Source organism: Providencia sp. PROV156 (genome assembly GCF_028480905.1).
Lineage (GTDB): Bacteria > Pseudomonadota > Gammaproteobacteria > Enterobacterales > Enterobacteriaceae > Providencia > Providencia hangzhouensis.
Genome location: NZ_JAMPPE010000017.1, coordinates 1 through 26,380 on the forward strand (window position 1 = coordinate 1; position 26,380 = coordinate 26,380).

Consider the following 26,380-nt stretch of genomic DNA (forward strand, 5'->3'; position numbering starts at 1 on the left):
CAGCGTAAATTAGGACGAAAACAACCAAGCAGCTCCGCGAACCCCACTCGAATCGCCATGCACCGCCTTACGAATCGGTGTATCACACTCCCTACCAAACACCCACTGACGAATACGCTTTGGTAGCTCTTCATAGAGGCAATCAACATTACTCATTCCGCCCCCTAGCACTATCACATCTGGGTCTAACATATTAATGGCTTGTCCAAGGGCTTTTGCAAGGCGATTAAGGTAATTTTCCAGTGCAATGGTGGCATGTTTATCACCTGTTTGAGCTAATGCAACAATTTCCATCCCCGTTTTTTGGCTTCCTGACATTTTTGCGTAATCCGCCATAAACCCTGTACCTGAAACAAACAATTCGGTGCAACCCGTCAGCCCGCAATAACAGCTTTCTGATACTAGAAACTGCCTATCTTGCTCATCTTGCCATGGTAAAGGGTTATGCCCCCATTCCCCTGCAACGCCATTTCCCCCCGAATGCACTTGCCCATTTATCGCAATTCCTGCACCACAACCGGTTCCGATAATAACAGCAAACACGACTTTCTCGCCTGCTCCTGCGCCATCAACCGCTTCTGAGACAGCTAGGCAATTAGCGTCATTCGCCATTTTTATTTCACGATTTAATAAATAACTCAAATCAGCATCGAACGGTTTACCATTAAGCCATGTGGAATTGGCATTTTTAACTTTACTAGTCACAGGAGACAATGTTCCAGGGATCCCCACACCAACACTACCTGACAACCCAGTCGCCGTTTCTGCATCTGCCACTAAACTTGCTATCGCTTTAAGTGTCGCATCATAATCACCACGAGGTGTTGGAATACGTTTACGAAACAAAGTATTGCCACTGTCATCTAATGCAATAACTTCAATTTTGGTTCCACCAAGGTCAATACCTATTCTCATTATGATGTTCTCTACTATTTAAAGTTTTTATGTCAGGGCTTCTATAGCTATCATGGCTTGCTTTGAGGGGGATTATCAATAGCTAACTAATGAAATGATAGCAGCCCTCAACGATAGCGCATTTTTTTTCGCTTAATAACAGACAATTCGCTATCATAGCTCCCTGCTCTAACTGGCTATTTATCAACAAAGGTAGGTTTTTCATGTGGTTCAAGAATATATTGGTCTATCGCCTGAATCGGGATTTGGCACTCTCCGCAGATGATTTAGAGAAACAGCTTGCCGCCCTCGCCTATCACCCTTGTGGTAGCCAAGATATGATGCAAACTGGCTGGGTTTCCCCTATGAATGGTGGTGATGCATTGACACATGCAGCGGGTAACCAAATTCTTATCTGTGCTAAAAAAGAAGAAAAAATGCTGCCATCTCCTGTAATTAAGCAAGAATTGCAGGATAAAATCGAAAAATTGGAAGCTGACCAAGGCCGTAAGCTGAAGAAAACAGAAAAAGATTCACTAAAAGATGAAGTTGTTCACTCACTCCTTCCTCGTGCATTCAGTAAATTCAGTAAAACCTACATTTGGATTGATACAGTAAATCAATTAATTATTGTTGATGCCGCAAGTGCAAAACGCGCTGAAGACAATTTAGCCTTACTCCGCAAAAGCTTAGGTTCCTTACCTGTCGTCCCTCTGACTTTTAAAGATCCAATAGAGCTAACACTCACTGAATGGATCCGTTCGGGCTCATTACCACAAGGTTTTGCCGTCATGGATGAAGCGGAGCTAAAAGCTATCTTAGAAGAAGGTGGTATTATCCGTTGTAAGAAGCAAGAACTCATTTCTGATGAAATCGCCACCCACATTGAAGCCGGTAAACTCGTTACCAAACTGGCCTTGGATTGGGAAGAGCGTATCCAGTTCATGTTATCTGATGATGGTTCCCTGAAGCGCCTCAAATTTAGCGATACATTAAAAGACCAAAATGACGACATCGCTAAAGAAGACTACGCGCAAAAATTTGATGCTGATTACGTATTAATGACAGGTGAACTTAGTGCATTAATCGCTCGCTTGATTGATGTATTAGGTGGCGAAGCCGAGCACTAATTTGTTTCTATCCCCTCTATCGCCCTCACAATGGCAACTCACACTTAAGTAAGTTGCCATCACTTTTTAGATCCCGCTTACATAGCCACAATTAAGTCATTGACTGGTAGTGAAATCTCTGGTTGATTGATTTATATCCATATCGCAAATTTCTAATATTTAATTATGTTCAACAACAATAATAAAAATAGCCCATCACTGATGATTATGGTCAATATTCTGTCGAAGGAAATGTTATGAAAGAGCTCATCGAACCTGAATTAGATGAAAATTCACTGGTTACCCTACAAAAAGTCACCGCCGATAATTTTTCTGAAATTTGCTTACTAAGTCATACGCTTAGTGAAGCACAACGTAATATGGTGGCTGACAATGCCTATTCCATGGTGGAAGCCCAGTTTTCTGATTGCGCATGGTATCGAGGCATTTACGCCGATGATGTCCCTGTCGGTTTCATCATGCTGCATTCTGGGTTAGATGATGATGAATTAGAATATAACGGTATTATGCTTTGGCGTTTTATGATTGGTGAACCCTACCAAAAGCTGGGATTCGGCCGTGAAGCCCTAGTTCAAGTCATCCATTATTTAAAAAGAAAAGGATATCCACGCCTTTATAATAGCTGTGGTGAAGGGGAAGAAAGCCCATTTGAGTTCTACAAAAAACTTGGTTTTGTACCAACAGGCGCTTATATGGATGATGAATGCGAGCTGGTCCTAGATATTACTAATTGGCAAGAACAAGAAGAGTAAGCCTATAAGTGCAGTCAACAACGCTACAGCACGAAGTATGACCAATACCAATACGCTAAATAGTTTGTGCTGTCGCAAGGCGGCAAATGAGTCGAACCTAGGAGCATACACAAGTATGTGACTAGGGCTAACGCATGAAGCCAACACCGCGACAGTGCGAAGTATGACCAATACCAATACGCTAAATAGTTTGTGCTGTCGCAAGGCGGCAAATGAGTTAGAACCTAGGAGCATACACAAGTATGTGACTAGGGCTAACGCATGAAGCCAACACCGCGACAGTGCAAAATATGACGCGTATTCGTTATTTTTGGATAAGATAACGAATAGTCGGCCCATCTTGCTGAATATCCAACACCGTATAACCGTAGTTTTTCGCATCTAGAGGAATATTATTAATCGACTGCGGGCAATCACTTACCACTTCTAATATTTCGCCTTTTTTCAACGATGGCATTGCTTCTAGTGTTGCTACTGCTGGATATGGGCAAGGTTCTCCGACCATATCTAAACGATAATCAGGGATAATGTCTTTATTACTCATATTACCTCCACGGATACATTAGATGCTTTTTGAGAACGTTTACGGAAAAAATGTTTTTCCCAGACCAACATCAACACAAATGCTACCGCTAATAATCCATAAGTGACTAGCAATCCACCTTCTGGTCCAAAGGTTTCAAGTAAATTAACTTTGTCAAAATCAGTCGCCAACCAAGGACCTAAATCATCCCAGTAATAAGCCAGCACCGTAGCACCAATGATATTACCAAAACCTACCCACCAATAATGGACTTGGCCCTCGACCGCGCGGTACATCCAGCCCGTTTCACAACCACCAGCGAGCACAATACCGAAGCCAAACAGTAATCCACCAATCACTGCATTCGGCCCAGCCCATAAAATTTTTGGCGTTGCGCCTAACTGTACATAGCTGAAGATACCAATTGCACTGACTGCCATACCAATAATGATAGCTTTAGCCATATGTGTGCGTCCGGTGATCCACAGGTCACGAAATGCAGAGGTAAAACAAATTTGCGCTCTTTCAATCAGTAGCCCGAAGCCAATACCACATAAGATAGCAAAACCCATCACAGGGGAGTCTAATAAAGTATAAAAACCCCAAGCTAGTGCTAATGTGAAAATCACCATTCCTAGTTTAAAGCGTCTTTTCGCCACATTATGATTTTGTGTTAACGGCGATGCGGTGCTGACTTTTTTCAGTTTCACAGGAATGCGAAACATTGGAATTAGTGTGAATTTCGCACCAAAGTATGACCCTGCCGCAGTAGCAACAGCAAAGTACCACGCGTGTAATGAGAATTGAGGGATCCCAGTAAAGAATGCGGCTAAATTACACCCCATTGCCAAACGAGCACCAAATCCAGCGATAATACCACCCAAAATAGCTTGAAAAATACGGATACGGTGCTGAGGCATTCGTAATTTAATATTATTTGCCCATAACGCAGCGGCAAAACACCCAGCAAACATACCAATAATCATCACACCATCAATGCGATCCAATGGTGTACCTTCAAAACCAATAACTTTGAAATAGCCCCATGTCTCTGGTTCAGCGCCAAATAATTGCATGATGTGCCCGCCCCAACGCGTAAACTCACCCGTAACTGCCCAAAACGTGCCAGTCAAGCCAAAATAATAGGTTGATAAGATACCTGCGGCAATAACTGCAGGTAATGGTTTCCAAAAACCGATGAGATAGCGAGATTTAAAATCAGACCAAGTCATTGTTACTTCCAATTCATTCACGCCAGACCTTGGCAGAGAAACTCGCCGTTGTATAATTATCGTTATAAGTATTTATATCGATCCCCACAGCGAAGTGGCAACATCATACTCCGATAAATTTTTTCGTGAAGTTATTTCACCATAAAACGAGAGGCAAATTGATCTCGAGCACAGCCAGATTTAAAGAGATAGTTAGGAATAAAAAAAAAGCGCTATCTCAATGATAACGCTGGAAGTGTAGTCTTATTTTATCTATAGAAGAGTATAATATGAAATTGCCGTATTACGGCGACGCTTGCTATGCGTAGTCTGTAGTCAGCCCATTTGACTCCAGTAATAACACTTATATCACGGTCTAAATACATTTACTTAGCTGAGCTAACTGTTAAGTAATTATATCTATTTTTAATGTTAAGACCTAAATATTCACTAACTTTGTATGATTCCCAAATTAGTGTTGGCCTTATTAATTCCCTAGCATAAGTAAATTATAAAAATAGATAACTCAGTATAATAAAGTATTTAAAAGTGTTTCTAAATGTTATTGATTGCATTATAGCGCAACACTTTTGTTGCGCAAGTGTTTTTTCATTTTCATGACAAGATACAGAAGAAAACACAAAATCAATTCAAATCAAAAGGATACAGCAAAAACATAAGAATGAGGCAAAATATTTAACCTATAGTTAAGATATTACAAACAATTTACATTTTTTATAAAAAAGAATTCATTTCAAATTTAAAAATAAATTTAATATTAATTAAATATATAAATTAGCTTTAAAAATATATTCCCTGGAATAATAAAGATTTTTGAACATTAAAAAAATTAACATATTTTTCATTATAATTTATTAGTAGTATTTACGTAATTAAGATTTATCAACCTAAAAATTAAAAATAAAAACAACCAGACCTATGATAAACAATCATTTTTTGACCAATCTCTCTTTTATTAAATAACCTCCCTATTAATAAGGGAATATACAAAAATAGATTAAAAATAATACTTATATAAATCCTTATTGGTAACATGGTTTATTTTTAATAAAGTTTTACATCATTATTGCATTGTCATTGATAAAATAACCAGAATTAATAGGTCATTTAACTCGTATTTATAAATTAAAAAACTAAGAAAATGAATCAATATGACTAATGAGTAGGTAGAAAAAAAGGTAATATCAATAGAAATTACTATGATAAGAAAGGAAAAACACATAATAATTCATTATAAAAATTAATGAAAATATTTATTACTTATCGGGAATACAAGCGAAAACATCCAAAATAGAGTAAAAAAATGGGCACAATGGTCAAGCTGCCTTATCAAATTGCGAATAAAAAGCGTCAAATAAGAATAAAATTCTTTAAAAAAAAATTAATTAGATAAATAAATGCGCTTGGATTTTCACAAATAGTACCTAAGGGAGGTTAGTAAGACACGAACTTATCTTAGGGGCATGGTTAGATCATAAAAAAACGCGTTTTACCCTCAATGATAAAACGCGTTTATATGGCTTAATCAGCTTATTTTGAGGATGATGTCGCTTCCATTCCCACTAAACCAATCTTCAAGTACCCTGATTGACGCAATGCATTCATTACATCCATCATAGTTTCATAATCAACACTCTTGTCCGCTTGGAAAAAGATTGTTGTTTCCTTATTGGAACTCGTTGCTTGGTCAAGTGTAGAAGCAAGCTGTTCCTTTGTCACAGCTTGGTCACCAATAAAAAGCTGGCTGTCCGATTTAACCGTTAGAAATACAGGTTTTTCAGGACGCGGCTGCGGCTTCGCTGTCGAGGCGGGTAAGTCGACTTTAATATCAACTGTTGCCAATGGTGCCGCAACCATAAAGATAATCAATAAAACCAACATAACATCGATAAAAGGTGTTACGTTAATTTCATGCATTTCACCGCTATCGTCTTGTTCGTCACCTAAACGCATTGCCATAATAATTACCTTGCTTTGCTATTTGCCAGATCAAGATCACGCCCCAGTAACAATGCGGACTGAGCAGCGACATCTCCTACTTGACCACGATAGTTGTTGATCATACGGGCAAAAATATTATAAATCACAACCGCAGGGATAGCGGCAATAAGACCAATTGCTGTCGCTAATAATGCTTCTGCAATACCAGGGGCAACAACAGCGAGGTTAGTCGTTTGCGAGTGGGCAATCCCGATAAAGCTGTTCATGATCCCCCAGACCGTCCCAAATAGACCGACAAATGGAGAAATCGCACCAATAGTCGCCAAATAGCCATTACCACGCCCCATATAACGGCTAATCGCAGCAACAGCTCTTTCTAAACGGAATGATGTGCGCTCTTTTGTGCCTGATAAATCAGAGCTATTGGCGGATAAAGCCCGCTCAGTAACAGCTTCATTTAATAACATACGTGTAATGCTATTTGCTTTGAAGCCTTCTGCGATACTGACCGCCTCATCAAGTGACTTCACCTCAGCAATCGCTTTTGCTTCTGCTTTTAAGCGGCGACGAGCGACTAATATTTCCAAACCTTTTGAGAAAAATAGAGCCCATGTAATGACAGAAGCAATCACCAAACCAATCATAACGGTTTTAACCACGTTATCTGCATTTTGGTACATTCCCCAAACAGATAAGTCTTGATCAAAACCCCCTGTTGGTGCTTCTGTTGCAATTTCAATGTTTTCATTAACAACTGTTGTGTTCACGGCTTCGCCTTGCGCAGGCTCAGCAGGTACTGATGCAACTTCAGCACTTGGTGTCGTTGTTGTTGGTGCGGCTGAATTTACTGCCGGTTGTGTTGATGGTGTGTTTTGAGACGCAGCTGGTGTTGTTGCAGGTGTGGTTTCAGCGACTGCCGTACCCATCAAGCCGAACGCCAATAGAATAGAAGCTGTTAGTTTACGCATCAGTTGGCCTTTACTCTCTTTTTAGTGTTGTATAATAAAATTCATATCGATGATTGTGCCATTCATCGACTAACCTTTAAAAGCGAAATTTGACTCGCGCTGTCCGTCTCTTTTCAAAAAGACGGTGCTGATGATATCAAACACAGCGCGAATTGATAGTAATTATCATTAGTATTCGCGATTTTTTTGTGTTTTTTTGCGTTTAGACAAACATGTCCTTCTCTATTATGCGGTTATTTTCCTTAATAATTCATAGCTCAATTAAGTGTTCATACGCAACCTGAGAAAATGAGACTTACCTATGAATTGAAAGTTGAAGAATACTCAGGTTACATTTCTATCAGGATCATTTAACGTCTTAGTATAAATCACCTTTGAATTTAGCAAGTTCACACTCTGTGTAGGGAAAAATCATGGCAGAAATAAAACCTGAAACACAATTAGTCCATATTGGTCGGAACCCTAAGTACACGCAAAAAGGGGTAAATCCCGTAATTCAGAGAGCATCATCTATTATTTTTGATACGCTCGAAGAGAAACGTCATGCAACTCGCTATCGTGCAAATAGCGTATTATTTTATGGGCGTCGTGGTACGCAAACTCATTTCGCTTTTCAAGAGGCCATGACAGAATTAGAATCAGGTGCTGGATGCGTCCTTTACCCATCAGGCGCAGCAGCTATCACAAATGCCATTTTGTCGTTTATTTCTGCTGGCGAACATATCCTTGTTACAGGCTCAGCTTATGACCCAACTCAAAATTTTTGCGACAATATTCTCACTAAGTTAAATATCCAAACCACGTATTTTGATCCACTCATCGGAACGGGTATCGCTGATTTAATTCAGCCTAATACGCGTATTGTATTCTTAGAGTCCCCCGGTTCTATCACCATGGAAGTTCATGATTTACCGACAATCGTAAAGACAATACGTGCGAAATCCCCTGAAATTGTGATTATGATTGATAACACTTGGGCTGCTGGTGTTTTACTTAAACCTTTATTATTTGATGTTGACGTATCAATCCAATCAGCAACTAAATATATCAATGGCCATTCCGACGGTATGCTCGGCCTTGCTGTGGCAAACCAACGCTGTATTGAAACATTGCGCGAAAATTCATATCTCTTAGGCCAAACGGCTGATCCAGACACCGTTTATATGGCTAATCGAGGACTACATACATTGCCGACTCGCTTAAAGCAGCATCAAATTAATAGCTTACAAGTCGCTAACTGGTTACAACAACGCCCTGAAGTTGAACAGGTATTTCACCCTGCACTAGAGAATTCACCTGGCCATGAATTCTTTATCCGTGATTTTACAGGTGCTAATGGCCTTTTCTCTTTCCAACTAAAATCACGCTTAACCACTGAGCAATTTACCGCTTTTCTTGATAATTTTAATCATTTTAAAATGGGTTATTCATGGGGTGGTTTTGAGTCGCTAATTTTGGGATACCAAAAAGAAGATTTACTCAATATGCGGCAGTATGATTTTTCACCAAAAGAAGGAACCTTCTTCCGAGTGCATATAGGCCTAGAGCACACCGATGATTTAATTCACGACTTACAATTAGCTTTCGAAAGAATTTAAATTAAAAATCAATATATTAATTGCAGGAGCTGCGTTAAATGTTTCCTGCAATTTTTTCACTAAATGATTAATTCTTCAAACAAATCAAACTTGAACCCTTTTTTTCCTGTAATATAGATAATAAAGAAATTCGCTTTTACGCAGATACAGGAATGATTATGGAAGTCCTACGCGAAATCGTACTGGCACTTTGGCACCACGATTTCCTTAAACTCTCCAACCCTGAAGTGCTTTGGGTTATTTATACCGTACTTTTTGTTGTCATTGTTTTAGAAAATGGCGTCCTTCCCGCCGCTTTCTTACCCGGTGATACCTTGTTGATCCTTTCTGGTGCATTAATTGCCAAAGGGGTTTTGCACTTTATACCCACGATATTATTGCTAACAACCGCAGCCAGTTTAGGTTGCTGGTTGGGTTTTCTGCAAGGCCGATGGTTAAGTGAAACTAAGGTTGTGAAGCGCTGGTTAGCGCAAATCCCTGAGGAATATCACACCAAAGCAAACAATATGTTTAATAAGCAAGGTTTATACGCGCTACTTATAGGGCGCTTTCTTGCATTTGTCAGAACGATATTACCTTTGCTTGCTGGGTTATCTGAATTAAGCCACCGCCGTTTCCAGTTTTTTAACTGGTTAAGTGGTTTGTTATGGGTTGGCTTGATTGTCACCTTAGGGTATGCCCTAAACCAAATTCCTTTTGTGAAAGAACACGAGCAAATTGTGATTAGTGCGTTGATGATTATCCCAGTTATCCTACTGATTAGTGGCCTAATTGGCTCAATTGTAATGTACTGGAAACACCGCAAAGCACTCTCGAGTAGCAAAGAGAAATCATAATATGACCGAGAAATGGCCGCTAGTCAGCGGCCATTTGGTTTATTCAGTCATCAAACTGCTAATAGCAGAAAATAAATACTGACCAATTTCTGCTGTCATCCATGTCCCTTGAGAAATTTTGGGATCTTCACGATAAATAGCCCGAATTCTCTCTTGTAGCTCAGGATCTCCCCCCGTAAACTGGTTGAACATCGTTAACCATGTTTGTGCTAATTGTTGTACTTCAGGTGAATCTGAGGATTTTTGGGCTTTTAATGCATTATAGAGACCCGCAATTAACTCAGGCCACACCTGCCCTGAAGCAAAATAATGTTGCTGAACAAAAGCAAATTGCTCCGCGGTTAAATGGGGTTTAAACAGTGATAATTGGTATTCACTAAAACCCTCTGCAACAAATTGGATCATTGCGACAGAAATGCCTGATGAATAAGCTAACGTGTTATCCGATAAATGAATTTGATTCAGTCGTGCAAAGAAATCAGGGTTTCCTCCGGTATCTCTTTCTAACGCTGTCATCCATTCATGTGCAATTTGTTGCACCTCTGTAGATTGAGGTGTTGCACCTTGTTCCATCAGCTTGCTTACCGTTGCTACTCGCTGTTGCCACTCTTGGTTTTTCAGCGTATGCGCCGTATATAATGGCAATTGTTCCAATTCTTGAGGGGTAAAATATTTATCAAACATCGACATCATCTCCAATACAGAAAACCAATCAGCCTGAGTTAAAGTATTCCCCGTTTGCATTTGCCTGTGTAATTGCTCTAATCGATTACGTAATGTCGCCATTTGCTCCATTTGTTCCGTTAATAATGCAATTCGCTCTTGCAGCAAACTCGTCATATCTCCACTCTGGCCATCCAGTAATTCACCGATGTTTTTCAGTTTGACTCCAACTTGCCGTAACAATTGAATTTGCGTTAAACGCTCTATGCATTGCATGTTGTAAAGCCGATAACCTGCATCGGTTCTTGCAGTTGGTACCAATAAGCCAATTTCTTCATAATGATGAAGTGTACGGATGGTTAATCCTGTTTTTTCCGCGATCTCACCAACTTGAAATAGCATATGTTCCTCCTGTAATTGCGACTAAGGTTAGTGCCTCACGTTACGTGAGAGTCAATCACCACTTTGTACTTTTTATTAAAATTCCATTTTATCCATTATATCAGCAGACAATTTCTCTCTCGTCAGGAGATGGCTTTATAGAATAGCAATAAAAAAGCCCCAGTAGATTGAATACTGAGGCTTATATAGATAACGTTAAATTATTACTTAATTAATGCATGCATTTCTTGTACAGAGATTACCGTATCGGTTGGGTCTGCACTGAGCGACATCGTAGTGGCAAACCCACCATTCAACGTCGTGTCATAGTGGACTTTATAACGCAATGCACTGCGACGAATTAATTTTGAGTCTTCAATGGCTTGACGCCCTGCGGTGGTATTCACAATGTAATCATATTCACCATTCTTAATTCTATCTTGAATGTGTGGACGACCTTCATGAACTTTATTGACGAGGCGTGGGTTAATACCAGCCTCTCCTAACACAATCGCAGTGCCGTGAGTAGCATCCAGCTCAAAGCCGTGTTTTAACAGCTTAGCAGCTAAATCAACCACGCGAGTTTTATCTCCCTCACGAACAGATAACAGTGCACGGCCTGATTTTTTCATCGTCGAGCTACTGCCTAACATCGCTTTAGCAAAGGCTTCAGCAAATGTCCGGCCGACGCCCATTACTTCGCCTGTTGAACGCATTTCAGGCCCAAGAATTGGGTCAACACCAGGGAATTTATTGAATGGCAATACCACCTCTTTCACAGAGTAATATGGTGGAATAACCTCTTCCGTCACCCCTTGCTGTGCCAAGGTTTGCCCTACCATCACACGCGCTGCAACTTTCGCTAATGGCACACCCGTTGCTTTAGAGACAAAAGGCACAGTCCTTGCCGCACGTGGATTGACTTCAATTAAGTAAACTTCATTATTTTTGACTGCAAACTGCACGTTCATCAAGCCACGCACACGTAACTCAAAGGCAAGGTTACGAACTTGTTCACGCATTACATCTTGGATTTCTTGGCTAAGCGTATAAGCAGGTAGAGAACATGCGGAGTCACCAGAGTGCACACCCGCTTGCTCAATGTGTTCCATGATACCGCCGATCAGTACCATCTCACCGTCACAAATCGCATCTACGTCAACTTCAACCGCATCGTCTAGGAAACGGTCAAGTAGCACTGGCGCATCGTTAGAGACACTTACCGCGGTCTGGAAATAGCGACGTAAATCGATTTCGTCATATACAATTTCCATTGCTCGGCCACCTAGTACATAGGATGGACGAACAACCAGTGGGTAGCCAATAACAGCTGCTTTTTCAACTGCTTGCTCAATCGCTGTGACAGTTGCGTTCTGTGGTTGCTTCAAGTTCAAGCGATTAACGGCCTGCTGGAAACGTTCACGATCTTCTGCGCGGTCGATGGCATCTGGGCTCGTACCAATAACAGGAACACCGGCAGCTTCCAACGCTCTCGCTAATTTCAATGGTGTTTGACCACCATATTGCACAATCACGCCTTTTGGCTGCTCGATACGTACAATTTCAAGTACGTCTTCAAGGGTGACAGGTTCGAAATAGAGACGATCTGACGTGTCATAGTCAGTTGAAACGGTTTCAGGATTACAGTTGACCATAATGGTTTCATAGCCGTCTTCGCGTAACGCTAAAGATGCATGCACGCAGCAATAGTCAAATTCAATCCCTTGCCCAATCCGGTTTGGCCCACCGCCTAATACCATCACCTTCGGTTTAGCATTATTTGGGTTTGACTCGCACTCATCTTCATAAGTGGAATACATATAAGCCGTATCTGTTGCAAATTCTGCCGCACAGGTATCAACACGTTTATATACAGGATGTAAATCATAGCCTTGACGTAATTTACGCAGTTCTGCTTCAGAAACCCCGACTAGACTAGCTAAACGGGCATCTGCAAAACCTTTCCGTTTGAGTACACGTAAGAAGTCTTTGGTCAGGCCATTGATACCTAATTCAGCCACTTCTTCTTCTAAACGTACCAGTTCTTCGATTTGCACTAAGAACCAGCGGTCAATATTGGTTAAATTGAAAACACCATCAACAGAAAGCCCCGCACGGAATGCATCCGCAATAAACCAAATACGCTCTCCACCAGCATCTTTTAATTCACGACGGATACGAGTCAGAGCTTCAGGGTCCTCTTGAGCCACTTTCGGGTCAAAGCCTGTTGCGCCCACTTCTAACCCACGTAACGCTTTTTGCATTGATTCTTGGAATGTGCGACCGATAGCCATCACTTCACCAACCGATTTCATTTGCGTTGTGAGTCGGTCATTCGTGCCCGCAAATTTTTCAAAGTTAAAGCGCGGAATTTTTGTCACAACGTAGTCAATGGAAGGTTCAAATGATGCAGGGGTACGGCCACCAGTGATATCATTCATTAACTCATCAAGGGTATAGCCCACGGCTAATTTTGCCGCAATCTTTGCAATTGGGAAGCCTGTTGCTTTAGAGGCAAGCGCTGATGAACGCGAAACCCGCGGGTTCATTTCAATAACAATTAAGCGCCCATCTTTAGGGTTTACCGCAAATTGAACGTTAGAGCCACCTGTTTCAACGCCGATTTCACGCAATACTGCCATCGATGCGTCACGCATGATTTGGTATTCTTTATCAGTCAGTGTTTGAGCGGGTGCTACGGTGATAGAGTCACCTGTGTGGATCCCCATGGCATCGAAGTTTTCAATGGAACAAACGATAATACAGTTGTCTTTTTTATCGCGGACAACTTCCATTTCGTATTCTTTCCAGCCAATTAACGATTCATCAATCAATAGTTCGTTAGTCGGGGATAAATCTAAACCGCGAGTACAGATTTCTTCAAACTCTTCGCGATTATAGGCGATACCGCCACCGGTACCTCCCATCGTAAATGATGGGCGAATAATACAGGGAAAGCCTACTGCATCGGCAACAGCAAATGCTTCTTCCATATTATGTGCGATACCTGAACGTGCAGTGCCCAAGCCGATTTTTTTCATTGCTTTATCAAAGCGTTGGCGATCTTCTGCTTTATCTATTGCATCAGCAGTCGCCCCGATCATGGTGACACCGAACTCGGCTAAAACGCCTTTACGCTCTAATTCAAGCGCACAGTTCAATGCGGTTTGGCCACCCATGGTCGGTAATACTGCATCTGGGCGCTCTTTTTCGATGATTTTACGCACAACTTCCCAGTGAATCGGCTCGATGTAAGTTGCATCTGCCATTTCTGGGTCTGTCATAATAGTCGCAGGGTTCGAGTTAACTAAGATTACGCGGTAACCTTCTTCACGCAGTGCTTTACACGCTTGGGCACCTGAATAGTCAAATTCACATGCTTGGCCAATCACAATTGGGCCGGCACCTAAAATCAGAATGCTTTTTATATCAGTACGTTTTGCCATTTTTTTGCTCCCGATTATTGTGCGTTTTGACGAGGTGTGTTTTGACGGTATTCATTAATTAATTCAATAAAATGGTCGAATAAATTTGCCGCATCATGTGGCCCTGAGCTTGCTTCTGGGTGGCCTTGAAAACTAAATGCTGGTTTATCCGTACGGTGAATACCTTGCAATGTTCCATCAAACAGTGACTTGTGAGTCACGCGCAGTGTGTCGGGAAGTGTCGATTCATCAACCGCAAAACCATGGTTTTGCGCCGTGATCATCACCACATCTTTGTCTAAATCTTTAACCGGATGGTTAGCGCCATGATGGCCAAACTTCATTTTCATGGTATTAGCACCGCTGGCCAAAGCGAGTAATTGGTGCCCTAAACAAATACCAAATACTGGGATTTCTGTGGTTAAGAATGTTTCAATTGCCTTGATTGCATAATCACAAGGAGCCGGGTCACCAGGGCCATTCGATAAGAAAATACCATCGGGGTTCATCGCCAATACGGTTTCTGCTGGTGTAGTTGCTGGCACCACCGTTAAACGGCAACCACGGTCAACTAACATACGTAAGATATTACGCTTTGCACCGAAGTCATAAGCAACAACATGTAGAGGGAGTTCTTCCGCAGTTTTCGCGCCTTGCTGGCCATTTTCCAGCGTCCATGAACCTTGGGACCAGTTATAAATCTCTTTAGTGCAGACTTCTTTTGCCAAGTCCAACCCATTCAAACCTGAAAAACTACGCGCTTTTTCCAATGCGAGTGCAACATCAGGGTTATCACCCGCAATGATACAACCGTTTTGAGCGCCTTTTTCTCTCAGTAAACGTGTCAATTTACGTGTATCGATATCCGCAATCGCCACGACATTATGGCGTTTTAGATATTCGGATAACCCTTCTTGCCCGCGGAAGTTACTGTAAACCAATGGTAAGTCACGAATGATTAAGCCTTGTGCATGAACATTTGGGGATTCTTCGTCATCAGCATTAGTGCCGACATTACCAATATGGGGATAAGTGAGAGTAACAATTTGGCGGGAATAGGAAGGGTCTGTAATTATTTCTTGATATCCGGTCATCGACGTGTTGAAAACGACTTCTCCAACTGCAGCGCCTTCTGCACCGATAGCACGCCCGTGGAATTGGGTTCCGTCTTCCAGAACCAATATAGCTGACTTAATCAAAACACCCTCCGGAGAATAATAAATCACGTTTTTTGCATATTAATTCAGATTTTGCGATCTAAATCAATGCCAAAATGAGTTTTTAAGCAAATTTTTGGCAAATTGCGCGCATTCTAATGATGAGATAGGGTCTTGTCTAGAAAAAAATGCATTTTTTTCACTTTTATCTTACTTTTTTACTTAACTACCTCACTTTTAGTTGGATGAGTAGTATAAATAGCAGTAAATATGAATAAGTAAACGGTTGCAAAGCAAGATAACTAGTTTATTGATAATAACCCAGCTAAAAGAAGGAAGAAAGGATAATTAACGAGCAAAACTGAAGATAAAAACCATTAAAACATAAATTAATATCGATTTGAATAAAAATAATTCAAATCGATATCATAATAACAAAAATTAATTTTAAGATTATAATTTAAAAGAAAAATAAAAAATAAAAAAACTACAAACCATCTAGATTAAGCACATCTTTCATATCATATAACCCATTATTTTTAGCACAAACCCACCCTGAGGCTTTTATTGCGCCATTTGCAAAGGTCATACGGCTAGAGGCTTTATGGCTAATTTCAACTCGCTCCCCAATATCTGCAAACATTGCAGTATGTTCACCCACAATATCCCCAGCACGGATAGTTGCAAAGCCAATAGTTCCAGGTTCTCGTTCCCCGGTGTAACCTTCACGGGTATATACCGCACACTCTTTTAAGTCTTTCCCCAGTGCACTAGCAATAGACTCTCCCATCGCTAAAGCCGTACCTGATGGCGCATCCACTTTATGGCGGTGATGTGCTTCAACAATTTCAATATCAGTGTAATTTCCCATCACTTTTGCTGCTTTTTCCAGTAATTTCAGCACTACATTAACGCCAACACTGAAATTTGCTGCAAAGACAATAGGAATAGATTTCGCCGCTTCGGCAATAGCTTGCTTACCTTGCTCATCAAACCCTGTTGTTCCAATTACCATGGCTTTTTGGTTAGCTTTACAAAATGCAAGATAGTGTAAAGTCCCTTCTGGGCGAGTGAAATCAATGACAACATCAAAATCATTAACAACCTGATTAAGTGAATCAACAATGGCAATACCTAGCTTACCGATACCTGCGAGCTCCCCTGCATCAGTCCCGATAAGTGATGAGCCCTCGCGCTCAATCGCGGCACCTAATTGAATTCCATCTTGTTGTTGCGCGGCTTGAATTAGCTGGCGCCCCATACGCCCACCGGCACCAACTATTGCGACTCGTACCATTGAATTTGCCATGGCTTATCCTTTTTTAATTAATGCAAATCGATAAATTTGAACTGTTGTTTAGGATAAAAAAACTGTTTTTTACCCATAGTTAAGAAATGATTGTGATACAGATTAACTATCCTGCCCCCATTCTGCTAGCAAAAATGCATCGTTATTAACAAAAGCGTAGAGAACACGAGGATTATCAGTAAAAGTTTTAATGGAAAGAAACGATGAAAGGGACTATATGAACTGATAGGTTACAACAGCCGCTAAGGAATAAATCATAAAGCGGCTGTTCCTATAATTGAAATCAAATGATTAATTAATCTCTTTAACCTCAACCCTTAATTCCTTAGGGACCTCAAAGACGATATTTTCTTCACGCCCTTGCAATTCAACAACAGAATCAGCCCCTAATTCTTTAAGTCTATCAATAACTTGCCTAACTAGAATATCTGGAGCAGATGCCCCTGCTGTTAAGCCGATAATATTTTTATCCGCTAACCATTCCGTTTTAATATCTTCCGCACCATCAATTAAATAGGCAGGTTTTTGCATACGCGAAGCTAACTCCGCAAGACGATTTGAGTTTGATGAGTTTTTAGAACCGACGACTAAAACAACGTCAGCGCGTTCTGCAAGCTCTCTCGCTGCTTCTTGGCGGTTAGTCGTTGCATAACAAATATCGTCTTTACGGGGCCCAACGATACTTGGAAAGCGAGATGTCAGCGCATCAATGACATCAGAAGTATCATCAACAGAAAGCGTTGTTTGTGTCATGAAAGAGAGATTATTTTCATCTTTCACTTTCAGTTTCCAAACATCTTCTGGGCTTTCAACAAGATACATCCCACCTTCAGGGTTGCTATATTGCCCCATCGTACCTTCGACCTCTGGATGCCCAGCGTGGCCAATTAAAATAGCCTCCTTGCCTTTACGGCTAGCGCGTGCAACTTCCATATGAACTTTCGTAACCAAAGGACAAGTCGCATCAAATAACATGGTGAGATCGCGAGAGCGAGCTTCTTGACGAATAGCTTGGGAAACGCCATGCGCAGAAAAAATCAAAATAGACCCATCTGGTACTTCTGAGATTTCCTCAATAAAGATAGCACCACGTTGACGTAAATCATCAACAACATAACGGTTATGAACCACTTCGTGACGAACGTAAATCGGAGCACCATATATTTCTAACGCCCTTTCTACGATGCTAATTGCGCGGTCTACGCCTGCACAAAACCCACGAGGGTTAGCCATTAATATTTGCATTGTGATTCTCCAATTGCGGGTCTACTTCAAGCACTTCGATATCAAAACTAATCTGCTGCTCTGCGAGAGGGTGATTAAAATCAATAGTAATCGACTCACCTTCAATTGATTTTACTACACCTGGCATTTCACTGCCATTCATCGCCGTAAATAGCATTATCGTACCAATTTCAGGAATGCCTGTTTCTATAAAATCACGCAATGAAAAATATTGAACTAAGTCAGGGTTATGTTTCCCGAAAACAGTATCTCCGGGCAGTGAAAAACTTTTCTTTTCACCTTCATTAAGGCCAATCAATTGGGCTTCAAGTTCTGGCGATAAGGAGTCATTCCCTAAAACAAATAACGCAGGCTTTCCTTGTGCGTGCGAGGAGTCAGCCGTAGAGCCATCTTCCAATTTCAATGTGAAATGCAGTAAAACAGAGCTCTGTGCCTGTATTTGAGTAGACATAAACCAAACCTATTTATCATAAAATTCAGCCCAGAAAATCTGGGCTGTGAGTTATTACATTCTAACCTAGTACGCTGCCATCTTATTTGGCTTTTTCTTGCTTTGATTTATCAGGTAAAAAACCCTCAAAAATGACAAGTGCCGCACCAATACATATCGCCATATCCGCTAGGTTAAATGTCGGCCAATGCCAATTACCAACGTAAAAATCAAGGTAATCGATAACGAAGCCATGGACTAAACGGTCACTTAAATTACCGATAGCACCGCCAATAATCAATGCATAAGCAATATTTGATAGGCGTTTTTGTGCACTTTGGCGATACATCATAACCATCAAAATTACAGATATCCCAATTGCAATACCCGCAAAGAACCAACGTTGCCAACCACCTTCATCAGCCAAGAAACTAAATGCCGCTCCGAAATTTTGTGCGTACATTATGTTGAAAAATGGCATTATCGGGTGTGGCTCGTACAGATTTAGATCACTAAGCACTAATTGCTTAATGCCTAAATCCGCAACGATGATCACAATGGTCAACCATAACCAACGCAAACCGGTAGAACAAACTGGCGTCTTCATTAAGCAAACTTACGCGTTTCGCCGTTACCGGCTACGTTAGTGACACAGCGACCACAAATTTCTGGTTGCTCGCTCGAAGAACCGATATCACTTGCATAATGCCAGCAACGAGGGCATTTTTCACCCGCCGCTTTACTGAAAGCAATTTTTAGGCCTTTCAATTCGCTTTCTTGCGCATCTGCTGGAGCCGTTGCAATATCAGCGACATGGGCTTGTGATGTCAGTAAAACAAAGCGTAATTCATCACCAAGGCTTTGTAGTTTTTCAGCTAGAGCTTTATCCGCATACAAAGTCACAGCGGCTTCTAATGAGCCCCCGATAAGCTTATCAGTACGCGCTTGTTCTAACACCTTATTCACTTCACCACGAACCGCTAACAACTCAGCCCAGAAGCTGTTGTTCATTTCATTTGATTCATCTAAACCAAATAAGCCGTCATACCACTCTTCGGTAAGAACAAATTGAGCGCGTTTTCCTGGTAACTCATTCCAAATTTCATCAGAAGTAAACGACAGAACCGGAGCCATCCAACGCACTAATGCTTCAACAATGTGGAATAACGCAGTTTGGCAGCTACGGCGTGCTAAGCTATCACTTTTCGCGGTGTATTGACGGTCTTTGATGATATCCAGATAGAATGACCCCATTTCAATGGAGCAGAAATGCATTAATCTTTGGATAACAGATAAGAAATCGTACTCATCATAAGCTTTGGCAATCTCTTGTTGAGCTTCTAAAGCACGGCTCACCGCCCAGCGGTCTAAAACCACCATATCTTCTGGTTTCACCATGTCGGTTTCAGGATTAAAACCATTTAAGTTAGCCAGTAAGAAACGTGCAGTATTACGAATACGGCGGTATGAGTCAGCCGCGCGTTTTAAAATTTCATCTGAAACAGCGATTTCGCCAGTGTAATCCGTTGATGCAACCCATAAACGTAAGATATCTGCACCCAGTTTATTCATGACATCTTGAGGGCTCACTGTGTTGCCTAAAGATTTAGACATTTTGCGGCCTTGGCCATCAACAGTGAAGCCATGTGTCAATACTTGGCGATAAGGTGCTTTACCTTTCATTGCGGTTGATAACATCAATGATGACATAAACCAGCCGCGGTGTTGATCTGACCCTTCAAGGTACATATCCGCTGAATTACCATGGAATTCAGGACGTGCGTCCACAACCGCAAAGTGCGTTGAACCTGAGTCAAACCATACGTCTAAGGTATCAGGTACTTTACGATATGTTTCAGCTTCATCACCCAACAGCTCAGCAGGGTCAAGATCCCACCATGCTTGGATGCCATCCACTTCAACACGCTTAGCCACTTCTTCCATTAATTCTAATGTACGAGGGTGTAACTCTTCAGTGTCTTTATGAACAAACAACGACATTGGGGTACCCCAAGTACGTTGACGAGAAATACACCAGTCTGGGCGGTTTTCAACCATTGATTCAATACGTGCGCGCCCCCAACCCGGGATCCATTGAACAATATCAATTTCTTTCAGCGATTGTTCACGTAAACCGTTTTTATCCATACCGATAAACCACTGTGGCGTAGCACGGAAGATAACTGGAGTCTTATGGCGCCAGCAGCATGGATAGCTGTGTTGAATCGCTTGTTTGTATAGTAATGCGCCTTTTTCGCTCAATAATTCAACGATAAGGTCATTAGCTTTAAAAATAAACACGCCATCTAATGTTGGGTAAGTATTTGGTAAGAAGCAACCATCTGGCCCTACAGGGTTCGCTGTTTCTAAGCCATATTTCTGACCGACCACATAGTCTTCAGGACCGTGGCCTGGTGCAGTATGAACAGCACCAGTACCCGCGTCTAATGTCACATGGTCACCCAAAATTGCAGGCACATCAAAGCCCATAAATGGATGATTGAAACGTAAAAGTTCAAGTGCAGAACCCTCACACTCCCCTAGAACTGCCCACGCTTCAACCCCTATCGTTTTCATTACCTCTTCGACAAGGTCAGCAGCTAAAATGAGTAACTCACCATTTGCTTCGATTAAATCATATTTAAACTCAGGGTTTAAAGAAATCGCACGGTTAGCTGGCAAAGTCCAAGGCGTTGTTGTCCAGATGACTAACGAAGGTGTTTTTTCGCTAACAATGCCAAATTTTTCGCACACAGCTTTGCCATCTACGGCTGGGAAGCGAACATAGATAGATGGCGAGGTTTTATCATAATATTCAACTTCAGCTTCCGCTAATGAAGAACCGCAAGCAGTACACCAGTGAACAGGTTTTGCCCCCTTCACTAAATGGCCATTTGCAATGGTTTTAGCCAATGCTCGGATAATATGAGCTTCGGTTTTAAAATCCATTGTTAGATAAGGTTTATCCCACTCACCTAAAACACCAAGACGCATGAAATCAGCTTTTTGCCCTTCAATTTGCTCTTTAGCGTATTGACGGCATTGTGCACGAAATTCAGCAGCGGAAACTTTTTCCCCTGGCTTACCGACGATTTGTTCAACTTTATGTTCAATCGGTAATCCATGGCAGTCCCAACCTGGGATGTATGGAGAATCATAACCCGCCAACCCTTTGGACTTAATAATAATATCTTTGAGAATTTTGTTAACTGAGTGACCAATATGAATACTGCCGTTAGCATACGGAGGACCATCGTGCAGAATAAAGGTTTTCTTGCCCGATTTTGCTTTACGGATTGCCTGATACAAACCTTCTTTGTACCAGCGCTCTAACATCTGTGGTTCGCGTTTAGCGAGATCGCCACGCATTGGGAACCCTGTTTCCGGTAGATTCAGGGTATTTTTATAGTCACTCATCGATTCTCAGTTCCAATTTTCCGCTAAATTATCTGATTCCTATTGCAGTAAGATACTCTCTCGCTGCAATTACATCATTAGCAATTTGCTCCTTAAGCGCTTCCAACGAAGCAAACCGCTGCTCATCACGTAATTTCTTACGTAACACTACATCGATATGACGCCCATATAAATCCATATTTGCATCAATCAGATGAACTTCTAACTGTGTTCCTTTTCCAGATACAGTCGGACGTGTGCCAATATTTGCCACACCCGGTAAAGGCTTATCACCTAAACCGTAAACTTCTACAGCATATACACCAGTTACTGGTGTGACTAAACGTTTTAACGGTAGGTTTGCCGTTGGAAAACCTATTGTTCTACCAAGTTGGTTACCATGAACCACTCGCCCGCTAATACGATAAGAGTGCCCTAATAGGCTTTCTGCTAATTCAAGATTATTTTCTTGAATGGCTTTTCGTATCGCTGTACTGCTGATACGGAGCCCTGAATCACAAAAGCTTTCTGTATCTGCAACTTCAAAACCAAATTCACTACCCGCTTGTTGTAAAAAAGCAAAGTCCCCCATGCGATTTTTCCCAAAGCGGAAATCATCACCTATAGCGAGGTACTTTACACCAAGCTTACTGACAAGTAAGTCAGAAACAAACTCAGCAGGTGTTAATGACGCAAAGTGCTGGTTAAATTCAACACATAAGAGGTAATCAATACCACTATCTGCAAGGTATTTAACTTTGTCTCGCAAACGCGTCAAACGCGCTGGCGCTTTGTCACCAATAAAAAATTCAAGGGGCTGTGGCTCAAATATCATCACGACAGTTGGCAACCCTAACTGCGCACCCTTAAGTTTCAAATTTTGAAGTAAAACCTGATGCCCACGATGAACACCATCAAAATTACCGATAGTCAGCACGCAACCATGGTGGCACGCCCGGATATTCTGTATACCGCGAATTAGCTCCATAACAGGCTCAATACCGAGGAAATTGCAGGATTATACCTTGTACGACGCATAAGGTTAACCTTAGTTCGCAAAAGGTTTCATTAAACCCTATTTTTTTGATCTCTACACGATTTTTTCCGCACTATTTTTATGCAATTAGTGGGTTATTACGCTCCCAAGCAGAGCTATTGGATTCGAATATCAAAAACTTTGGGGTAACCAATGGATTATCAATACAACAAATTTGTTCCAAGGTCTCTAAAAATATTATATTTTTATGTTTTACACTTCAATGGTTATAACCAAACGATTAAAAAGAACAAAAAACAACCACAACATGTTTAATTTTCATACTACCCACTGATTGACAGACTAAAAAATATTTTTACCCTTAGTTCTTTTTAAATTTCTGCCATCAATTATGCATTTTTTCACGCTAAGATCTGTATTCTTCTTATATTTGCTGATAGAATCTTGCACCATTCACAACGCATGAGCATCGAAGTACACGATGTTTATTTGCACAAATCCATTGACAAATGAAGGGCGAAAGGGCATATTCCTCGACCTTTGAATTGTCCTCAATAGAATACATTTGGGAGTTGGACCTTGGCTAATATCAAATCAGCTAAGAAACGTGCCGTTCAGTCAGAGAAACGTCGCCAGCATAACGCTAGCCGTCGCTCTATGGTACGTACTTTTATCAAGAAAGTTTACCTTGCTATCGCTGCAGGCGATAAAGAAGCTGCTCAGAAAGCATTCAATGACATGCAACCTATTGTTGATCGCCATGCTACTAAAGGCCTGATCCACAAAAATAAAGCAGCACGTCATAAAGCTAACTTAGTTGCTCAAATCAAAGCAATGTAATTTTGCTTCTTGATTAGCTTAAAAAAACCGGCTTATGCCGGTTTTTTATTTGTTACTATTTTTTATCTAAGCTATCAAGCGGAACTGAAAATAAATCTGAGAAATCTTTATTACACACTCGCTGCACGGCTGGGTGCTGGATCATTCTTTCTGCAAAAATAACGTAGTACTCTTCTTTTACGCTCTCTAAACGGCCTAACTCTACAATATCTTCGCCACCTAAAAGGTCAGGTGTATACTGCGATGGAGCAACAAAAATCGCGTTATAATGCATGCCAAATGCTTTCATAAGCGCTGCGTCATCAAACTCACCTAACACTTCTACTTGCAGGTTTTTATTTCGTATCCAAGCTAAGATATGCCTACCTAACAAATATCGCCGCCCTGGAATCAATAAGCGACGTTCCTCTAAACATTCAGGAAATGGCTTTTTAGGGATCGGCTGACGACAAAAGAAACTCATATTGCACTCGCCCAACTTCACCGAGAACAAGCCTTCTTGTTGTGATGAGTCCACAGGGCAGTCAGACAAAATCATATCTAATTTATGTTGGCTAAGCTGTTCTAATAGTAATTCATGCGTTGATTCAAAACAACGTAAATGAATTTGTTCATGCTCAACAACCGTAGTCTCTAATATTTTACTAACTAGCTGTTTTGAGAGCGTGTCTGCGACCCCAACATCAAACAATAAATTAGATTCACGGCTGTAATTGACGATATCTAGCATTTCTTGGCTAAGCATGAACATTTTATCTGCATAGCGAAAAATTAATTGCCCAAGCTCAGATGGCACCAAACCTCGCCCCTGCCTTTTGAATAACTTTCCACCTAATCGCTCTTCCAATGCTTTTATTTGCCCTGTAATTGTCTGAGGAGTCAGGTAAAGCGCTTCTGCTGCTCCGACGACAGAGCCTTCTTTACATACATGCCAGAAGTAGTAAAGATGGTTAAAATTAAGATGTGAAACCCGCATATCGATTCCTTCGGTACCGTCACTAGCTATGTAACCGCTATTGACCATACACATTTACCCGCAGCTCATACTTTTCAGAGCCTTTAAAATGAATACCGTAGTGTATTAAAAAACACACTACGGTATATCATAGATTATTAGTTCGGAAATTCTTACTAATAATTTGCAAAATTACACAATAAACTTGTACTAGGTTAGTTCTTTTTGTTTCGGTAACACTACTCTTAACATAAAGTAACCTAAAAATGCAGCTAACGTAGAACCAATCAAGATTCCTAGACGTGAATAGGTACTATACACCTCATCCAACCCATCAAATGCGAGGCCGGTTATAAAAATAGACATAGTAAAACCGATCCCACACAGTACAGAAACGGCAAAAACTTGTTTTAAGTTAATCGACTCTGGCAATTTTGCAAACCCAAGTTTTACCGAAATCCAACTAAACAGAAAAATCCCAATTGGCTTACCCAAAATTAGCCCCGCAGCGACTCCTAATGGCAGTGGGCTCAACAAACCTTCAAAAGTCACACCTTGAAGTTGCACACCCGAATTAGCAAACGCAAAAATAGGTAGAATTAAGTAAACAACCCATGGATGTAAAACGTGTTCCAATTCTTCTGAAGGTTTGGTCTGGTTAGTACCATGTAAAGGGATCAAGAAGCCAACAATGACCCCTGCTAATGTGGCATGCACTCCAGATTTCAAAATACACACCCATAATATTAACCCAATAACTAAGTAAGCCGCTGTATTCTCTACTCTACGCCAATTCATCATACAGAGAATGGCAATGCACAGTGCTGACAACCCCAATGCAACCAAGGAAACAGAACTTGTATAGAAAAAGGCAATAATCACGATAACACCAAGGTCATCAATAATAGCTAATGCTAATAAGAACACCTTAAGTTCTGTTGGTACTCGCTTACCTAATAAGGCCATCACACCTAGCGCGAAAGCAATGTCTGTAGCGGCAGGTATTGCCCAACCTTGCTGGGTAACTGCATCTCCACCATTAAATAATAAGTAAATTAATGCTGGGGCAATCATCCCTCCTAAAGCTGCGATTGCTGGAAATATCGCTTTATCACGTCCTGCAAGGGATCCTTCTAATAATTCGCGCTTTACTTCAAGGCCGACCACCAAAAAGAAAATCGCCATTAGGAAGTCATTAATCCATAATATCAGCGGCTTATCTAAACCAAACTCTGATATTTTAATGGATACAGGAATATCTAAAAATTGCTGATAAGCCCCTTGTAATGGTGAGTTAGCCATTATTAAAGCGACTATGGCAGCAATAATCAGAAGTAAGCCCCCTGCTGCTTCTAACCTTAAAAATTTACGAATAATTGCTGTCATATAGTTAACCCCAATGTTTTTTTGAATGTTAATACTATGCTAATTATTAATTCGTAAAAAATCGTTTATTTATCGCTTAACACTCGGAATTACCGACTTATTTGGGTTAGAGATCACGGCAAATGAGAAAAAAACGTTAATTTTACTATAGACAACTTTTATAAAAACAAATAATAAATTTTGTGATAAACAGACTTTATAAATTCAACTTTTCTAGTACATCAAAATTTATCCCTTTTATTTGCACAAGAAAAACTTGCCTGTTTCTTTCTTCGATACCTTTTGTAAAAACGATAAATATGGAAGACTATTTACAAAATAT

General features: G+C 40.9%; 21 protein-coding genes. 5 read left to right on the forward strand and 16 right to left on the reverse strand.

All coding sequences use genetic code 11. The features are described from left to right. Nucleotides 1-9: 9 nt before the first annotated feature. Nucleotides 10-915 carry a fructokinase gene (mak, locus tag PSF31_RS13325; protein ID WP_096864526.1) on the reverse strand — a complete coding sequence of 302 codons (906 nt, stop codon included), beginning with the start codon at nt 913-915 and terminating at the stop codon, nt 10-12. A 203-nt stretch (nt 916-1,118) separates the two neighbouring features. Here mak and rdgC point away from each other — a divergent pair, with 203 nt between their 5' ends. Both rdgC and PSF31_RS13335 read left to right on the forward strand, forming a co-directional pair. Then, nucleotides 1,119-2,024 (forward strand): recombination-associated protein RdgC, encoded by a 906-nt coding sequence (gene rdgC, locus PSF31_RS13330; RefSeq protein ID WP_004905595.1) that lies wholly within the window; start codon nt 1,119-1,121, stop codon nt 2,022-2,024. Nucleotides 2,025-2,260: 236 nt separating this feature from the next. Continuing rightward, a complete protein-coding gene (locus PSF31_RS13335; protein ID WP_096864527.1) occupies nt 2,261-2,776 on the forward strand; it encodes a GNAT family N-acetyltransferase in 516 nt (171 codons plus the stop codon). A 304-nt stretch (nt 2,777-3,080) separates the two neighbouring features. Here the strand turns inward: PSF31_RS13335 and yedF are convergent, their stop codons facing one another. The 4 genes from yedF to exbB all read right to left on the reverse strand — a co-directional run bounded on the left by yedF (nt 3,081) and on the right by exbB (nt 7,440). Next, nucleotides 3,081-3,320, reverse strand: coding sequence for a sulfurtransferase-like selenium metabolism protein YedF (gene yedF / locus PSF31_RS13340; RefSeq protein WP_004905598.1), 240 nt, complete (start codon nt 3,318-3,320; stop codon nt 3,081-3,083). After that, a complete protein-coding gene (yedE, locus tag PSF31_RS13345) occupies nt 3,317-4,531 on the reverse strand; it encodes a selenium metabolism membrane protein YedE/FdhT (protein ID WP_096864529.1) in 1,215 nt (404 codons plus the stop codon). Before yedE ends, yedF begins: the two co-directional genes overlap by 4 nt. Nucleotides 4,532-6,061: 1,530 nt before the next feature. Continuing rightward, complete coding sequence (gene exbD / locus PSF31_RS13350) at nt 6,062-6,490, reverse strand: TonB system transport protein ExbD (RefSeq protein WP_094961939.1); 429 nt, start codon at nt 6,488-6,490, stop codon at nt 6,062-6,064. 5 nt (nt 6,491-6,495) lie between these two features. Continuing rightward, nucleotides 6,496-7,440 (reverse strand): tonB-system energizer ExbB, encoded by a 945-nt coding sequence (gene exbB, locus PSF31_RS13355; RefSeq protein ID WP_004905606.1) that lies wholly within the window; start codon nt 7,438-7,440, stop codon nt 6,496-6,498. Between the two features lie 413 nt (nt 7,441-7,853). Between exbB and metC the strand changes: the two genes are divergently transcribed. Both metC and PSF31_RS13365 read left to right on the forward strand, forming a co-directional pair. Then, the gene (gene metC / locus PSF31_RS13360; protein ID WP_096864530.1) at nt 7,854-9,038 is read left to right on the forward strand and encodes a cystathionine beta-lyase; all 1,185 of its coding nucleotides are present in this window, start codon (nt 7,854-7,856) and stop codon (nt 9,036-9,038) included. A 158-nt stretch (nt 9,039-9,196) separates the two neighbouring features. After that, nucleotides 9,197-9,874 carry a DedA family protein gene (locus PSF31_RS13365; protein WP_004905610.1) on the forward strand — a complete coding sequence of 226 codons (678 nt, stop codon included), beginning with the start codon at nt 9,197-9,199 and terminating at the stop codon, nt 9,872-9,874. A gap of 39 nt (nt 9,875-9,913) precedes the next feature. Here PSF31_RS13365 and PSF31_RS13370 read toward each other — a convergent pair whose 3' ends face one another. The 9 genes from PSF31_RS13370 to ribF all read right to left on the reverse strand — a co-directional run bounded on the left by PSF31_RS13370 (nt 9,914) and on the right by ribF (nt 22,868). Continuing rightward, nucleotides 9,914-10,939: a MerR family transcriptional regulator gene (locus PSF31_RS13370; RefSeq protein ID WP_096864531.1), complete on the reverse strand. Its 1,026-nt coding sequence runs from the start codon at nt 10,937-10,939 to the stop codon at nt 9,914-9,916. 203 nt (nt 10,940-11,142) lie between these two features. After that, nucleotides 11,143-14,364: a carbamoyl-phosphate synthase large subunit gene (carB, locus tag PSF31_RS13375; RefSeq protein WP_004905617.1), complete on the reverse strand. Its 3,222-nt coding sequence runs from the start codon at nt 14,362-14,364 to the stop codon at nt 11,143-11,145. A gap of 14 nt (nt 14,365-14,378) precedes the next feature. Continuing rightward, nucleotides 14,379-15,542 carry a glutamine-hydrolyzing carbamoyl-phosphate synthase small subunit gene (gene carA / locus PSF31_RS13380; RefSeq protein ID WP_153673989.1) on the reverse strand — a complete coding sequence of 388 codons (1,164 nt, stop codon included), beginning with the start codon at nt 15,540-15,542 and terminating at the stop codon, nt 14,379-14,381. 445 nt (nt 15,543-15,987) lie between these two features. Continuing rightward, nucleotides 15,988-16,809 carry a 4-hydroxy-tetrahydrodipicolinate reductase gene (gene dapB, locus PSF31_RS13385; protein ID WP_004905622.1) on the reverse strand — a complete coding sequence of 274 codons (822 nt, stop codon included), beginning with the start codon at nt 16,807-16,809 and terminating at the stop codon, nt 15,988-15,990. Nucleotides 16,810-17,100: 291 nt separating this feature from the next. Further along, on the reverse strand, nt 17,101-18,054 hold the full coding sequence (ispH, locus tag PSF31_RS13390) for a 4-hydroxy-3-methylbut-2-enyl diphosphate reductase (RefSeq protein WP_004905626.1): 954 nt from the start codon (nt 18,052-18,054) through the stop codon (nt 17,101-17,103). After that, a complete protein-coding gene (gene fkpB, locus PSF31_RS13395; RefSeq protein ID WP_004905629.1) occupies nt 18,035-18,505 on the reverse strand; it encodes an FKBP-type peptidyl-prolyl cis-trans isomerase in 471 nt (156 codons plus the stop codon). Before fkpB ends, ispH begins: the two co-directional genes overlap by 20 nt. An 82-nt stretch (nt 18,506-18,587) precedes the next feature. Continuing rightward, nucleotides 18,588-19,091 carry a signal peptidase II gene (lspA, locus tag PSF31_RS13400; protein ID WP_004905631.1) on the reverse strand — a complete coding sequence of 168 codons (504 nt, stop codon included), beginning with the start codon at nt 19,089-19,091 and terminating at the stop codon, nt 18,588-18,590. Further along, nucleotides 19,091-21,901, reverse strand: a complete 2,811-nt coding sequence (ileS, locus tag PSF31_RS13405) for an isoleucine--tRNA ligase (RefSeq protein WP_094961934.1) — start codon at nt 21,899-21,901, stop codon at nt 19,091-19,093. Before ileS ends, lspA begins: the two co-directional genes overlap by 1 nt. 28 nt (nt 21,902-21,929) lie before the next feature. After that, nucleotides 21,930-22,868, reverse strand: a complete 939-nt coding sequence (ribF, locus tag PSF31_RS13410; RefSeq protein WP_096864532.1) for a bifunctional riboflavin kinase/FAD synthetase — start codon at nt 22,866-22,868, stop codon at nt 21,930-21,932. A 588-nt stretch (nt 22,869-23,456) separates the two neighbouring features. Here ribF and rpsT point away from each other — a divergent pair. Beyond that, on the forward strand, nt 23,457-23,717 hold the full coding sequence (rpsT, locus tag PSF31_RS13415; protein WP_004914688.1) for a 30S ribosomal protein S20: 261 nt from the start codon (nt 23,457-23,459) through the stop codon (nt 23,715-23,717). A 55-nt stretch (nt 23,718-23,772) separates the two neighbouring features. Here the strand turns inward: rpsT and nhaR are convergent, their stop codons facing one another. Together nhaR and nhaA are read right to left on the reverse strand one after the other, a co-directional pair. Next, nucleotides 23,773-24,693: a transcriptional activator NhaR gene (gene nhaR, locus PSF31_RS13420; protein ID WP_004914690.1), complete on the reverse strand. Its 921-nt coding sequence runs from the start codon at nt 24,691-24,693 to the stop codon at nt 23,773-23,775. Nucleotides 24,694-24,882: 189 nt separating this feature from the next. Continuing rightward, nucleotides 24,883-26,058 (reverse strand): Na+/H+ antiporter NhaA, encoded by a 1,176-nt coding sequence (gene nhaA / locus PSF31_RS13425; protein WP_004905642.1) that lies wholly within the window; start codon nt 26,056-26,058, stop codon nt 24,883-24,885. Nucleotides 26,059-26,380: the final 322 nt, after the last annotated feature.

Excerpts from the sequence above, each read along its gene's own strand:
- exbB (WP_004905606.1), bottom strand. The coding sequence starts at position 7,440 with ATGCGTAAACTAACAGCTTCTATTCTATTGGCGTTCGGCTTGATGGGT.
- yedE (WP_096864529.1), bottom strand. The coding sequence starts at position 4,531 with ATGACTTGGTCTGATTTTAAATCTCGCTATCTCATCGGTTTTTGGAAA.
- metC (WP_096864530.1), top strand. The coding sequence starts at position 7,854 with ATGGCAGAAATAAAACCTGAAACACAATTAGTCCATATTGGTCGGAAC.
- fkpB (WP_004905629.1), bottom strand. The coding sequence starts at position 18,505 with ATGTCTACTCAAATACAGGCACAGAGCTCTGTTTTACTGCATTTCACA.
- nhaA (WP_004905642.1), bottom strand. The coding sequence starts at position 26,058 with ATGACAGCAATTATTCGTAAATTTTTAAGGTTAGAAGCAGCAGGGGGC.
- ribF (WP_096864532.1), bottom strand. The coding sequence starts at position 22,868 with ATGGAGCTAATTCGCGGTATACAGAATATCCGGGCGTGCCACCATGGT.
- exbD (WP_094961939.1), bottom strand. The coding sequence starts at position 6,490 with ATGGCAATGCGTTTAGGTGACGAACAAGACGATAGCGGTGAAATGCAT.
- ileS (WP_094961934.1), bottom strand. The coding sequence starts at position 21,901 with ATGAGTGACTATAAAAATACCCTGAATCTACCGGAAACAGGGTTCCCA.
- ispH (WP_004905626.1), bottom strand. The coding sequence starts at position 18,054 with ATGCAAATATTAATGGCTAACCCTCGTGGGTTTTGTGCAGGCGTAGAC.
- dapB (WP_004905622.1), bottom strand. The coding sequence starts at position 16,809 with ATGGCAAATTCAATGGTACGAGTCGCAATAGTTGGTGCCGGTGGGCGT.
- mak (WP_096864526.1), bottom strand. The coding sequence starts at position 915 with ATGAGAATAGGTATTGACCTTGGTGGAACCAAAATTGAAGTTATTGCA.
- nhaR (WP_004914690.1), bottom strand. The coding sequence starts at position 24,693 with ATGCGGGTTTCACATCTTAATTTTAACCATCTTTACTACTTCTGGCAT.
- yedF (WP_004905598.1), bottom strand. The coding sequence starts at position 3,320 with ATGAGTAATAAAGACATTATCCCTGATTATCGTTTAGATATGGTCGGA.
- PSF31_RS13370 (WP_096864531.1), bottom strand. The coding sequence starts at position 10,939 with ATGCTATTTCAAGTTGGTGAGATCGCGGAAAAAACAGGATTAACCATC.
- PSF31_RS13335 (WP_096864527.1), top strand. The coding sequence starts at position 2,261 with ATGAAAGAGCTCATCGAACCTGAATTAGATGAAAATTCACTGGTTACC.
- lspA (WP_004905631.1), bottom strand. The coding sequence starts at position 19,091 with ATGAAGACGCCAGTTTGTTCTACCGGTTTGCGTTGGTTATGGTTGACC.
- rdgC (WP_004905595.1), top strand. The coding sequence starts at position 1,119 with ATGTGGTTCAAGAATATATTGGTCTATCGCCTGAATCGGGATTTGGCA.
- carB (WP_004905617.1), bottom strand. The coding sequence starts at position 14,364 with ATGGCAAAACGTACTGATATAAAAAGCATTCTGATTTTAGGTGCCGGC.
- PSF31_RS13365 (WP_004905610.1), top strand. The coding sequence starts at position 9,197 with ATGGAAGTCCTACGCGAAATCGTACTGGCACTTTGGCACCACGATTTC.